13 protein-coding genes are annotated in these 13,901 nt (G+C 38.8%); 10 read left to right on the top strand and 3 right to left on the bottom strand.

Annotation, left to right across the window (positions count from 1 at the left end; translation table 11 throughout):
• Positions 1–91: 91 nt before the first annotated feature.
• From ABMQ40_RS14845 to ABMQ40_RS14805, 9 genes are all read left to right on the top strand, one after another.
• Positions 92–691 carry a bifunctional nuclease family protein gene (locus ABMQ40_RS14845; protein ID WP_370900962.1) on the top strand — a complete coding sequence of 200 codons (600 nt, stop codon included), beginning with the start codon at positions 92–94 and terminating at the stop codon, positions 689–691.
• Between the two features lie 16 nt (positions 692–707).
• On the top strand, positions 708–2,090 hold the full coding sequence (locus ABMQ40_RS14840; RefSeq protein ID WP_370900961.1) for a nucleoside permease: 1,383 nt from the start codon (positions 708–710) through the stop codon (positions 2,088–2,090).
• Between the two features lie 346 nt (positions 2,091–2,436).
• A complete protein-coding gene (locus ABMQ40_RS14835) occupies positions 2,437–2,826 on the top strand; it encodes a hypothetical protein (RefSeq protein WP_370900960.1) in 390 nt (129 codons plus the stop codon).
• Positions 2,823–3,248 carry a hypothetical protein gene (locus tag ABMQ40_RS14830; RefSeq protein ID WP_370900959.1) on the top strand — a complete coding sequence of 142 codons (426 nt, stop codon included), beginning with the start codon at positions 2,823–2,825 and terminating at the stop codon, positions 3,246–3,248. The genes ABMQ40_RS14835 and ABMQ40_RS14830 overlap by 4 nt, the downstream gene beginning before the upstream one ends.
• 62 nt (positions 3,249–3,310) lie before the next feature.
• Positions 3,311–4,489 carry an acetyl-CoA C-acyltransferase gene (locus tag ABMQ40_RS14825; RefSeq protein WP_370900958.1) on the top strand — a complete coding sequence of 393 codons (1,179 nt, stop codon included), beginning with the start codon at positions 3,311–3,313 and terminating at the stop codon, positions 4,487–4,489.
• 176 nt (positions 4,490–4,665) lie between these two features.
• Positions 4,666–6,156, top strand: coding sequence for an MFS transporter (locus tag ABMQ40_RS14820; RefSeq protein ID WP_370900957.1), 1,491 nt, complete (start codon positions 4,666–4,668; stop codon positions 6,154–6,156).
• A gap of 113 nt (positions 6,157–6,269) precedes the next feature.
• On the top strand, positions 6,270–7,196 hold the full coding sequence (locus ABMQ40_RS14815) for a mevalonate kinase family protein (protein WP_370900956.1): 927 nt from the start codon (positions 6,270–6,272) through the stop codon (positions 7,194–7,196).
• 9 nt (positions 7,197–7,205) lie between these two features.
• Positions 7,206–8,135 carry a UbiA family prenyltransferase gene (locus ABMQ40_RS14810; RefSeq protein WP_370900955.1) on the top strand — a complete coding sequence of 310 codons (930 nt, stop codon included), beginning with the start codon at positions 7,206–7,208 and terminating at the stop codon, positions 8,133–8,135.
• A 63-nt stretch (positions 8,136–8,198) separates the two neighbouring features.
• Entirely contained in the window at positions 8,199–9,371 is a 1,173-nt protein-coding gene (locus ABMQ40_RS14805) for a proline dehydrogenase family protein (RefSeq protein ID WP_370900954.1), read from the top strand.
• Positions 9,372–9,484: 113 nt separating this feature from the next.
• Here the strand turns inward: ABMQ40_RS14805 and ABMQ40_RS14800 are convergent, their stop codons facing one another.
• The 3 genes from ABMQ40_RS14800 to ABMQ40_RS14790 form a co-directional block, all read right to left on the bottom strand.
• Positions 9,485–10,333 carry a universal stress protein gene (locus ABMQ40_RS14800; protein ID WP_370900953.1) on the bottom strand — a complete coding sequence of 283 codons (849 nt, stop codon included), beginning with the start codon at positions 10,331–10,333 and terminating at the stop codon, positions 9,485–9,487.
• A 23-nt stretch (positions 10,334–10,356) separates the two neighbouring features.
• Positions 10,357–10,803, bottom strand: coding sequence for a MarR family winged helix-turn-helix transcriptional regulator (locus ABMQ40_RS14795; RefSeq protein WP_370900952.1), 447 nt, complete (start codon positions 10,801–10,803; stop codon positions 10,357–10,359).
• Positions 10,804–11,371: 568 nt separating this feature from the next.
• Positions 11,372–11,911, bottom strand: a complete 540-nt coding sequence (locus tag ABMQ40_RS14790) for a helix-turn-helix domain-containing protein (protein WP_370900951.1) — start codon at positions 11,909–11,911, stop codon at positions 11,372–11,374.
• Positions 11,912–12,739: 828 nt separating this feature from the next.
• On the opposite strand from ABMQ40_RS14790, the gene ABMQ40_RS14785 reads away from it, so the two are divergent.
• Positions 12,740–13,849: a M14 family zinc carboxypeptidase gene (locus ABMQ40_RS14785; RefSeq protein ID WP_370900950.1), complete on the top strand. Its 1,110-nt coding sequence runs from the start codon at positions 12,740–12,742 to the stop codon at positions 13,847–13,849.
• Positions 13,850–13,901 lie beyond the last annotated feature (52 nt).

The raw sequence follows: 13,901 nt of genomic DNA, 5'->3' as shown, positions 1-13,901 counted from the left end.
ATACAAAAATAAAAGTTCGGAGCCTTCCGGGCTTTTATTTTTATGCAAAAAATTGAAACCTACAAAAAAAAATTAATCTATATTTGTAGCTATGGATTATAAACAGTTAATTATTCGCGGAATATCGTACAGCCAGACACAATCAGGGGCGTATGCATTGTTATTGGAACATGAAGAATCTCATATAAAATTACCTGTTGTTATAGGAAATTTTGAAGCACAATCCATCTCTCTGGGACTGGAAAAAGATATCCACCCGCCCAGACCTCTTACACATGATTTATTCACAAAATTTATAGTCTCTGCCAATTACGAACTGGTATCGGTCATCATATACCAGATTGTAGATGGCGTTTTTTTCTCTAATATCAATTTTAAAAATAAAATCACCAATGATGAGCTGATCCTGGATGCTAGGACCTCGGATGCTGTGGCAATGGCCGTAAGGTTTGACGCTCCCATTTTTACCACTCAGCAGGTTTTGAACGAAGCCGGAATCCTTTTGGAACTGGAAGATGTTTCCAAGGAAGAGCAGACCTTTTCTGAAACGGTTCATAATGAAGATAATTTAAAGGCCCTTTCAATGGAAGAGTTGCAAAAGCTGTTGGATGATGCGGTAAAAGAAGAAGATTATGATACGGCTTTGGAAATTCAGGAAGAAATCAAGAGGAGGAAAAAGAAAATTGATTAAGAGATATTTGGATACTATGAATTTAAAACTACGCCTTACCGTCCTTAGCTTTCTTCAGTTTTTCGTTTGGGGAGCCTGGCTGATAACGATAGCTAATTTCTGGTTTGGGACAAAACACTGGGATGGAACCCAGTTTGGAGCTGTTTTCGGGACGATGGGAATAGCTTCTATTTTTATGCCTACCATCACCGGGATTATAGCTGACCGATGGGTAAATGCGGAAAGGATTTTCTCAGTCCTGCATATTCTGTATGGGATTGTGCTTTTCATTCTGCCGCATTCTGCAGATCCCGATTCTTTCTTTTCCATAATGCTGGTGGCCATGTGTTTCTATATGCCAACCATTGCATTGGCCAACTCTATCTCTTATACCATCTTAAAAAACAGTGCTCTGGATGTGGTGAAAGACTTTCCACCGATCCGGGTTTGGGGAACCATAGGTTTTATTGTTGCCATGTGGATCACCAACCTTACCGGAAATAAGGCCACGGAAGGACAGTTTTACATTGCCGGAGCCGTTGCGGTCTTCCTCGGGATCTATGCCCTTACCTTGCCTAAATGCCCTCCGCAAAAATTAATTGATAAAAATGCACCGGTAATGGAGCAGCTGGGGTTGAATGCATTCAGGCTTTTCGGGAATTATAAGACCGCCTTATTCTTTTTATTCTCTATGCTTCTGGGAGCTGCATTACAGCTTACCAATGCCTATGGAGACGTTTTCCTGAGCGAATTTGAGCATTTCCCGAAATATGCAGACTCTTTTGTAGTGCAGAGGTCAACAATTATAATGTCTATTTCACAGGTTTCCGAGACATTGTTTATTCTGGCGATTCCTTTCTTTTTAAAGAAGTTCGGGATTAAAAAAGTAATGCTGATGTCAATGCTGGCCTGGGTGTTAAGATTCGGATTTTTCGCATATGGGGTTCCTGAGGGGTTCGGTCTTGCCCTGATCATTCTTTCCTGTGTGGTTTATGGGATGGCCTTTGATTTCTTCAATATCTCAGGATCACTTTTTGTAGAGACCACTACAGATAAAAAGATCCGTTCCTCGGCACAGGGTTTGTTTATGATGATGACCAACGGTTTCGGGGCGGTTTTGGGAAGCTATATTGCAGGCTGGGCAATAGACAGGTTTTTTACCCATAAATTTACCAGTGTATCAGCCCTCACCGCATACCTGCAGACTACACCGGATGATCCTACCTTTTTGAAAATCCTTAAAAACAGCTTCAATTCTGCTGTAAATCCTGATGGTAGCCTGACATCAGCCGTAATGCTGAAAGACTGGCAACAAATATGGCTGTCCTTTGCCGGATATGCCCTGATATTAGCCGTTCTTTTTGCGGTCTTGTTCAGGCATCAGCATAAGCCTGAAGAAGTAGTCCATGTAAACCATTAATTTTAACATATCAAATTGCACTGTCAGAAGTGCAATTTTTGTTTTTAAGCACCTTTTGCAGCTTTGATATTCGGGATTAGTTCCGGCGACTCCAGTCTCAATATTCAGAAGATTTAAGCCTGGATCTGATAAGATACGGTATTGGACGGGAAATATGGATTATAAACCGGAATTGATGCCAATAATCCGGATTTTTAACTTGATAATGATACTCTTTATTTTTTACGGATTGTATAAATTTATATTCGATATTTTGATATTTATTATGGATTGGATATGAATAACTGATTTTGAAACACGCTTATTTTAAGTGTGTTTTTTTTTGTATTTTGGCACTTTAGGAAATATGAAAAATATTCAGTTGTTAGGACTATTGTTGGTAGTCGTCGGTAGCTTTCTTCCTTTAGTTCATATCCCCGTTATAGGAAACTGGAATTATTGGAAGGTAGACCATTATCTGGCGATTACATGCTGGGTTTTTTCGGTCTGTGCGCTATGGGGAATTGTGAATAGCCATGTGAGGATGACCAGAGTATTTGCCATTCTTTTGATTATTCTGTTCACTTTTACTTTATTCGCCATTAAGGTTCAGGCTTTTCAATACTTTAGCTTTATGCCTTTCAAATCCTGGCGTGAGACCCTGGCCGGTGTCGTAAAACTGAGATGGGGCTGGATTATAGAATTTTTAGGAGCCTTTTTGATATTCTTTGCTAATACAAAACAGACACAGATATGAACTATTTAAAACCACTTTCAATATTAGTATTGTTCTTAGGGATTTTCCAGGCTGGTGCACAGACTGCCTTGAACCAGGATATGAGCCTTAAAAATCCCGATAACCCTGCGAAATGTAAGAATATCCGGGAAGGGAAATTCCTGCGTGACAATTATCCGGAGGGAATCTGGTACATGACCATTAAAGACAATGTACAGACAGAATACTTTAATGGCGGTAAAGATTTCATAAAATCAAGCATTGTTTTTCTGGACGACTGCAATTACAAAACAATAGTTATAGAAAAAACGGACAAGAATGATCCTACGCAGATAGGAGATGTGGTGAGCAATAAAGTGGTGCAGACAGAAGGAGATTATCTGAGAATCAGATCAAAGGTCGATAATCAGGAGATTGAAAAGAAAATTATCAAAGTAAAATAAATAGAATTATAAAAATGAAACCGTAAGGTTCCATGTGACTAATAAAAATTAAATATATACACATGAAAGAAGTATTCATCGTTTCCGCTGTTAGAACTCCGATGGGAAGTTTTATGGGAAGCTTATCAACCGTTCCTGCTACAAAGCTTGGAACTGTTGCGGTAAAAGGAGCATTAGATAAAATCGGTCTTGATCCTGCAAAGGTTCAGGAAATTTATATGGGAAATGTTTTACAGGCAGGAGAGGGACAGGCTCCGGCTCGTCAGGTTGCATTAGGGGCCGGCCTCTCTATAAATACACCATCTACTACGGTAAACAAGGTTTGCGCTTCAGGGATGAAAGCAGTAACCATGGCTGCCCAGGCCATCAAAGCCGGTGATGTGGACATCATTGTTGCAGGAGGTATGGAAAACATGTCTATGGTTCCGCATTACTACAATGCAAGAGTGGCCGCAAAATTAGGCGATGTAAAAATGCAGGACGGAATGGTTCTGGACGGTCTTACAGACGTTTACAATAAAGTGCATATGGGGGTTTGCGCTGAAAAATGTGCAACAGACTATAATATCTCAAGAGAGGAGCAGGATAATTTTGCCATTGAATCCTATAAAAGGTCAGCAAAAGCCTGGAGTGAAGGCAAATTTAAAGACGAAGTGGTGCCGGTAGAAATTCCTCAAAGAAAAGGAGATCCTGTTATTTTCTCCGAAGACGAAGAATACAAAGCTGTAAACTTCGACAGAATCCCTACGCTTCCTACAGTATTTAAAAAAGAAGAAGGTACTGTGACGGCAGCTAATGCCTCCACTTTAAACGACGGGGCTTCAGCTTTAGTTCTTGTTTCCAGAGAAAAAATGGAAGAACTAGGACTTAAGCCATTGGCAAGAATCGTTTCTTATGCTGATGCCGCTCAGGAGCCTGAAAACTTTACTACTGCTCCGGCAAAAGCATTGCCTGTTGCTCTTAAAAAAGCAGGGCTAGAGCTTTCAGATATCGACTTTTTTGAATTTAATGAAGCTTTCTCTGTGGTAGGTTTGGCCAATAACAAGATCCTGGGATTAGACGCGTCCAAAGTAAATGTGAACGGTGGCGCGGTAGCATTAGGACATCCGCTAGGCAGTTCAGGATCAAGGATCATTGTTACCCTGATCAATGTACTGAAACAAAACAACGCCAAATATGGTGCTGCAGCGATCTGTAACGGTGGCGGCGGTGCTTCTGCCATTGTTATCGAAAATATGTAATAAACAGACAAGATTACTGATAGAATTGGAGCCTTTGAGGCTCCATTTTTTATTGGGCATTACAAATGTGCTGAACTGTGAAATAAATTTAATATTGCAGCGACACTAATTCATAAAAAAAATACTGAATATTCAGCGGTTTTTTTATTTTTGTGCAACTAATATATTTATTTGAAATGTCTGAAATTGAGAATCAACAGCCTCAGAATATAAAAAATAATCCTAAAATTATGAAAGCCTGGGCTGTATATGACTGGGCCAATTCCGTATATTCACTGGTAATTACCTCCACGATCTTCCCGATATATTATTCTATCCTCACCACAGCTTATGAAAAGAAGGAATATGTTGCAGAAACAAAATCCTGGATTGATGTTCCGGTAAGGCACATGATAAAGGTCTTTGGAAAAGAATACCAGCCGGATGCGGTGTACGGATATTCGCTTACAATATCGTTCCTTATTGTGGTGATCCTGTCCCCGTTCTTGTCTTCCTTAGCAGATACCATCGGAAATAAAAAGTCTTTCCTGCAGTTTTTCTGCTACCTGGGAGCAACCTCCTGCATGGGGCTGGCGATGTTTACCGGCATGCATAATGTCTTTCTCGGGCTCCTTTTCAGCATAACGGCCAGTGTGGGCTTTTGGGGAAGCCTTGTTTTCTATAATTCATTTTTACCGGATATTGCAACCCCTGATAAGCAGGATGCGCTCTCTGCAAGAGGATATGTATACGGCTATATCGGCTCTGTGATCCTCGTGGTGATCTGCCTGGTTCTGATCCAGGTTTTTGCCGAAGGAGCGGCCCAGCAGTTGTTATTTACCAGAATAAGCTTCCTGCTGACCGGTGCGTGGTGGTTTGGATTCTCACAATATACCTTCAAGCATCTTCCTCAGTTTGGAGATGTTAAAGACAAGCTTCCTAAAGATCTCGTACTGTTAAATTATAAAAATATCTTCAAGAAACATGAAGAGCAGGGAGGCTTTTTTGAAGTTTTAAAAGATAACCTGAGCTTTTATAAGGATATCGCAAAAGAAAGCTTTCATGAGCTGTTTAAGGTAGGCGACGAGCTGTTTAAAGATAAGAACCTGAAGTTCTTCCTGTCCAGTTTCTTTTTTTATAGTGTAGGGATGCAGACCATCTTTCTTATGGCGACCCTGTTCGGGAAAAGTGAAATAAACCTCGCGCAGGATAAGCTGATTGCAACCCTTCTCGTTATTCAGATTGAAGCCATTATCGGGGCCATCATTTTCTCAAGACTGTCCAGAAAAATTGGGAATAAAAATGTGATCTCTATTGCGGTGGTTCTTTGGATCATTGCTTGTATATGGGCTTATTTCCTGAATAAGGAAAACCCTACGGTAGAATATCAGTTCTATGGCGTAGCCGCTGTTGTGGGCCTTGTAATGGGCGGTCTTCAGGCGATGTCGAGATCCACCTATTCAAAGCTGTTACCTGAAGATTCTATGGAGAATACGACATTTTTCAGCTTCTACGATGTGCTGGAAAAAATAGCCATCATTATCGGAACATTTATTTTCGCTACCCTTATCGAACATTTCAATAATATGCGTATTGCTGCCCTTTCTATGACATTGTTCTTCGGAGCGGGGCTGATTCTGATCCGTTTTTTAAAGACAGGGGTGTTAAAAAGCAAGGATACATTATAAAAATCAAAGATGTTGGAAAACGTCTTTTTTTATCTTTAAAACTAAAATTCGGCTCGGATTTTGCTTATATTCAGCGGAATAATTTTTAAATTTGCAAAAAGATTTATTGTCAGATGACGAACCCTCTGTTTTACGCTAAAATAATTCTGTTCGGAGAATACGGAATGATCGAAGACTCACAAGGCCTTGTTGTTCCTTACAGCTTCTATAAGGGTACATTGAAGTTTTTTGAATCTCGTTCAGAATTTGAAATAAAATCGAACAAACATCTGCAGGAATATTCTGATTACCTTGCCGGGCTGGATCTCCCGGATCAGTTCAAACTCGATGTTGAAAAGTTCAAAAAAGACATTTCAGACGGGCTATTCTTTGATTCTAATATTCCCCAGGGATATGGTGTGGGGAGCTCGGGAGCACTGGTAGCTGCCATTTTCGAAAAATATTCAATCAGAAAACATGATCCTGAAAATATTTCAAAAGAAAACCTGAAGAACCTGAAAGCCATTTTCGGTGAAATGGAAAGCTTTTTCCATGGAAAAAGCTCAGGAATGGATCCTCTGATCTGTTATATGAATCTGCCTATCCTTATCGAAAACCGGGAAAATCTGGATAGGGTTGCCATTCCGGAAGGAGAGGAAGGCAAAGGGGCCATATTCCTGATAGATTCCGGTGTTACGGGAGAAACCGGCCCTATGATCCAGATCTTCTTTGAAAAAATGAAGACAGAAGGTTTCCGCAAGACTCTCAAAGAAGAATTTATCCGGTATAATAATGCCTGCATAGATTCTTTCCTTAAAAAAGACATGAACCCTTTCTTCAGAAACCTGAAAAAGCTTTCCCATTGGGCCTATGAGCATTTCCGCCCAATGATTCCCGAAAGCATTTTCAATATCTGGAAAAAAGGACTGGATTCTAACGCGTATTACCTTAAGCTCTGCGGAAGCGGTGGCGGCGGCTATATTTTAGGCTTTACCAAAGATTATGAAAAAGCCGAAAAAATGCTTGAAGGTTTCCAAAAAGAAGTGATCTACAGATTTTAAACAGATGGAATGAATTCTGAAAAAGAAACTTTCCCATCCAAAAAGTTTACCTCTAAATCTCTATTTTACAGATTCTCACAATTTGTGGGCTTTCTTCTGGGAACCAGATTTTTTGTCGCAGCTTTGCTCACTTTTGCCCTGTATGTTTCCACCTTTTTCTTATTCAACCAGGATGAGACCTTCAGGAATTTTGTCTTTGATTTTAAGGTCCTTGGCATTATTTTCTGTACCGTCCTGACGATCCTTGCAGGGGGAATTATCAATCAGTTTTATGACTTTGAAAAAGATCATCTGGTAAAACCCTTCAGAACAAGGATTCAAAGCTTTATTGCCCAGAAATATTTCCTATATGTTTATTTATTCCTGGGGCTGGTTTCCTTGGGAGTCGCCTGGATGATTTCTCACAGGGTCTTCGCGTTCTTTGTTATTTATCAGTTCTTCATGTGGTTCTACAGCCATAAGCTCAGCAGGATCCTGATTATCAATAACCTCACCTTTGTAAGCCTTACGCTGTATCCTTTTTTCGGGATGATGGTCTACTATGGAACATTTTCATGGAAAGTATTTTTGATGGCAATCTTCCTTTTTCTTATCCTGCTATGTATAGATATTGTAAAGGATACGCTTACAAAGAGCGTGGATAAAGCTTTTGGATACACTACAATCCCCAACTATTTCAGCACCAGGATGACCAGGATTATCATCGTTTCCCTGTTAATGATTACGATGGCAGTTTCCATGAAGCTGATCTGCAGAACCGGAATTTCGGGATTTATGGCTTATTATTTCGCAGGAGGATTGTTTGTACTGATCCTCTGCATCTATCTTATTTTGCATTCTTCCAGAAAGATCAATTTTTTTATCCTCAATATACTCAGATTCTGGGTTTTTATTGGAATCCTCTCGATGCTCCTGAATGGAATTGAAAGCAAATTATAGAAAAAATATTTTAAAAAACTCAGGTTATTATTACCTTTGCGTAACTAAATTTAATAAATAGGAATGCCCATTTTTAACGATACTAAAGTCGCATTTGCCGACAAATCAGATGCACAATTAAGAAAAGCATACTGGATGTTCAAAATGATCGAACAGCCCTCTCTTACCAGGCTCGGAACTTCGCTTCTCAACTTCACGGTTCATAATAATTTCCCTTTCGTGACAGGGATTGTAAAAAACACTCTTTTTGAGCAGTTTTGTGGCGGTGAGACCCGGGAAGAAAGTATGAAAGTGGTGAAACAGCTTTTCAAAAGAGGTGTTGGAAGTATTTTTGATTATTCTATTGAAGGAAAAGAAGATGAAGAAACCTTTGATGCAGTTTGTAAAGAGATCAAAGATATTGTAAGATTTTCCGTAGGAAATCCTGCGATTCCTTTTATTGTATTTAAGCCTACTGCTTTTGGCAGGATTGATCTGTATGAGGCTGTAGGGAAAAAAGCGGAGCTTACCTCAAGCCAGAAAGAAGAATGGGAAAGAGTGGTAAGAAGATTTGATGAGGTATGCAGACTTTGCCATGAGAATGATAAAAAAGTGATGGTGGATGCGGAAGAAACCTGGATGCAGGATGCGGCAGACCAGCTGTGTGAAGAGATGATGGAAAAATATAACCGGGAAAAGCCTATCGTATGGAATACGATCCAGATGTACAGGACAGGAAGACTGGAATATATGGAGGAACACCTTAAGAGAGCCCGGGAAAAAGATTACTTTATTGGCTACAAGATCGTTCGGGGGGCATATATGGAAAAAGAAAGGGCCCGGGCCGAGCAACAGGGATATCCGGACCCCATTCAGCCCAATAAAGAGGCTACGGATAAAAATTACAATGCAGGGATTGATTTCGTAATGAACCATCTAGATAAGGTTTCAGCTTTCTTTGGTACCCACAATGAGATTTCTTCGGAGCTGGTAATGGATAAGATGAAAGCCAGATCTCTTGAAAACGGCAATCCGCATGTGTATTTCGGACAGCTTTACGGAATGAGCGATAACATTACCTTTTATTTGTCAGATAAGGGCTATAATGTGGCTAAATACCTTCCATACGGGCCTGTAAAAGATGTAGTTCCTTACCTTACGCGGAGAGCCCAGGAAAATACCTCTGTTGCCGGCCAGACCGGCAGGGAGCTGGGGCTTATTAAAAAAGAACTGGAGAGAAGGAAAAATAATAAATAACAAAATAAATAAATCCCGCAGAATGCGGGATTTACTGTTTTTTTGATCATATACCGGATTCCTTGTAATTCCGGCACTACACAATTTCTTGTTCCATCAGTGTGAGACACCCACTATTTCAATATCAGGACGGGTTGACTGGTATTCTGATAAATCCCTTCAGAGATGCTTCTGTTTGTCATATAATAGAGGAAGCTATGTTTCCCTGGCAGGGCAATAATAAGATCCGCATCGTTTGAGGAAGCAAAGGTAAGAATCCCCCTGATGATGTTCTCGTCATAAGAGTAGTGGATACTGCTTGGGATCCCGGTTAAATGTTGCTGGATATAATCTTCAAGCTCCTTCTTTTTATCAGCATCAATATCAGTATCCCCTTTCGTGTTGATATTTAAAAACAACAAACGTACATCTTTTTTCCGGATGATGGATTTGTGATGAAACAGTCTTTCCAGCTTTTTTATCCCGTTTATATCACAAGGAATAACAATGTTCTTAATATTATTGTATGTATAGCTGTTCGGAACAATTAAAGCTTTAACAGGGCTGGTTCTTGCAATTCCTATAATATTATCTGAAACGAAGCTTTCATTGGATGAAGTAGGGTCATCACTTCCCAGAATGATCAGTTCTATCGATGGCTGATTCTTTAAAACCTCATTGATACTTCTTGTAAGAGCCCAGTCGCTTAATAATCTCGAGACCTGGACATCAGGTGAAATTTCTGCAACTATTTTACTGAGCTCATCAAATAACAATTCCGTTCTTTCCAGCAGATTGTTGATGCTTTCTTCATTAACAAATGAATAGCCTTCCGCAAGGGGCAGATAGTCAAATTCAGATTCTCCGGTAGCCTTTAGCAGAATAATATGCTGGTATTCGTATTGCTTTGCCCATTTTGCTGCAGTCTTTACTGCATTTTCGGTGGTGGGTGTAAAGTCAATAGGCACAAGTATTGTTCTCATAAATATAAGTATTTTAAACCCCGTTAATCAAGGTTTGCTGTCATTTTTTTTATTAAAAGAAGAGCTTTATTGATTTCATCTCCATGAAGGCCATCAGTAGCCTTACTATAAAGCTCGAGTACCCATGGATAAATGGTTTCTATGATCTTTTCGCCTTTTGGGGTGAGAAAGACCTGCTTATTTCTCCGGTCATTTTCATAAGCTACGCGTTTCACCAAATCCCGCTTTACAAGACTATTGATGAGATAGGTAATGCTTGATTTGTCTTTGCTTACTTTATTACCGATCTCCTGCTGATTGATGCCGTTATTACGCGACAACAGACCCAGGATTTCAACCAGCTCATACGAAAGATCCGGATTATACTCATTGATGCAGGTCTGGATCCTTTGTCGTAAGCGGCTTTTCATTTCGGCGATGGCCCAGCCCAGCTCTATGGCTGATTCTGAAATATCTTGTTTTGCAGACATTTTGATAATAATATTAGATTAAACCGGACGGACTGTGATATGATGCTCAATAATTCTGAGTCATATTGCATAACAAATATATATAAATTAGTTTTAATTAAAACTAATTTATGATAAATATTTACTTACAGCTATAAAATCGAAATAGATCAGAAAGGATCTTTATCAGCCTCCAGTGCTGAAGATGGCGATATTGCTGCTCTTACGGATAAACCGCAATAGGAAATACGTACTATATAATAGACGGGCTGGATATCTGAATGGGGACAACTGACCCTGGGGTTAATGTGAAATGAAAATGAATGGTATCACACTATAGCTATATTAATCATGATCGACTATTGGGATCTTTTTTAATACTTATTGATACTAATAGGCTGGTTAGTTTGTTTTTACTATTAATAATCTGATTATATAGTAAAATGCAAATATTTATTGTTAGTTTATTAAATTTTTCGTAATTTGGGATACCAACAGAAAAATAATCTGAAAAATAAACATAAACATAAGCTTTAGTTTTCTTCTTCAAATATTATTGAAAGCCTGGCCGGATTTCCGGGCAGGTTTTTTAAGGCTCAAAACTTTCAAATTTTCCATTATCATAGAAAAAAACGATCCGTTTTATTTTACCGGTCTGGCCTTCAGTGGTTTGCCGGATGATCTGTTCAGGGGTATTTTCTGATCGCTGAGAATCCGATATTTTTTCGCTGACTGTACCTTGGTGTAATATATCGGATTCTCGGAGGCCTTGTCCGGGAGCTTCATCATCTGGTCTCTCTGTTCCGAAATCTTCATCGTCGCTCATCATGGTAAACAGATCGGGTAGAGAAGTTGGTTTTGTCTTTTCTTCATCCGTTTTTCGCTCTTCAATCTGATCAGTTTCGGGAAGATCAGATTTCAGCATTTCTCCCTCTCCGGTAACCAGCCAGTCCCATAGGATTTCAGGAAATCTGGATTTTATTTTGATGATAAATTCCAGGGATGGTTTATTCCTGCCGGATGTGATGTGAGAGATAGAAGACCGCTGTACATCTATTTCGTCAGCAAATTCCGAAGGAGTTAACCCGGAATATTCTATAACCTTTGAAATTCTGTCATTTAAACTCATAAAGACAAAGCTTTTATATATTTACAAATGTAAAAATAAAGTTTACAAAAGCAAAATACAAAAGTAAACAGTTTCAAATTTTATACAAATACAAATGTAAATTATATAACAGATTAATAATCAATCATATAGATATATTCTCATATAATCCTGTATTTTTTATTAATATATTTTTTCTTTTGATTTCTTAACACTAACCTTTAAAGTAAAGGATGAGGTCATTCTATTATTCAATATATATAATGGGCTTATTTGCCCAAGACAATAATACGGGGCTATAAACCCATTTTCAAGGAGTAAATCCAAACTATAGAGTAGAAGACAGGCTAAATGGCTCATTATATAAGCTAAAGAGCTTGCTACAAATGATAATTATCTTGTAAAATGATCTGTAATCTTCACCAATACCAGGGATCTTGCTTAAAAGTACAGCTATATTCAGAAGAGCATTATGGAAAGTTACATGTCTTAATTAAACTTTAACTTATACTCTGTTTTGTTGACATATTTACCCGATTAACATGATTTTACATTTGTATATTGTTAGAAATCCGTATGGTTTTTCACATTTTCCATGTTTAACAGAATTACGCTCAATTATGGATAAATACGCTTTTAAGAACTTAAAGTAAGTTTAAAAATGTGATTTAATTAAATATTGTAATTATCTGATTTATAGATATGTATATCATAGGTATTAAATTATTCGCAATCCACAATTTTATCCACAGACATTCTGTCAATTTACATTGTTTAACCAAGTCACAAATGTTAATTTTATTTTCTTACTAAAATTGCTTACATTTGATTTCTGTAAACGAATACGCAATGAATTTTGAACAATTCTATGTTCCCAATCCTGATTTCCCAAATCGCTATATATTCCCGGAAAAATTATTTTTTTACTTACAGGAGAATCTCAGCGATTACATCCGTGAAATAGGAAGATCATATTTAGGAAAACCTATTTATCAGCTGCCGATTGGAAAAGGGAAGATTAAAGTCCTCGCCTGGTCCCAGATGCATGGTAATGAGTCGAATGCCACACTCGCCATGCTCGACTTATTGGAAAGCCTGAATCAGGCACCGGAGATCAGGGAAGAATTATTCAGTAGGATCAGACTGGATTTTATTTTCATGTTAAACCCTGACGGCTCTGAGAGGTGGACGAGACTGAATGCAGAGGAAATTGATCTGAACAGGGATTTTCATAATGAAGCCAGTACGGAGATCGGTATCCTGAAAAAAGCCGCAGCCTCGGAAAACTATGATTATGCCCTCAACCTGCATGAGCAGAGAACGATTTTTACCACAGATGGTATCCATCCGGCCACATTGTCCTTTTTAGCACCTTCCGAAAACATTGAGCGTACCGTAACCCATAACAGGAAAAAATGCATGGCTGTAATCGCCAGTATCTATAATCACTTAAAAGAACTGATCCCTAACCAGATCGGCAGATATACTGATGAGTTTTATCCTACCTCTACAGGTGATAATTTTATTAAGAACGGAATGCCTACCATTTTGTTTGAAGGCGGACATTTTGTGGATGATTATACGAGGAAAAGCACGAGAAAATACTATACGGTAGCTCTTTATTATGCGTTAACGGCAATGGCAGAGCTAAATTCTGATATTACAGGCTGGGAGACCTACTTTGATATTCCCGAGAATGCGGAAACCCATTATGACATTATTTACAGGAATGTAAAACTGAATACCGATCATGAATGCATTTTAGATATCGCCGTGCAGTACAGGGAGATTAAGGAAGATGGAAAGGACGAGATATCCTTCATCCCTTTCGTAATGGAAGTGGGAGATGTGAAGAAAAGGAAGGGCTGGAAGGAAATAGACTGTACCGGGAAAAAATTCATCTCTGCTACAAAATATCCAAAGCTGGATGCCATAGCGGATTTTAAAATTGAAGACTAAAGAGGCTGTCTCAAAAGGACAGTCTTTTTTCTGCTCATGTTTTTTTTAATCC

This window comes from Chryseobacterium gossypii (assembly GCF_041361455.1).
Taxonomy (GTDB): domain Bacteria; phylum Bacteroidota; class Bacteroidia; order Flavobacteriales; family Weeksellaceae; genus Chryseobacterium; species Chryseobacterium gossypii.
The sequence above is the reverse complement of the archived record's forward strand: the minus strand, read 5'-3'. Positions and strand labels throughout refer to the sequence as shown.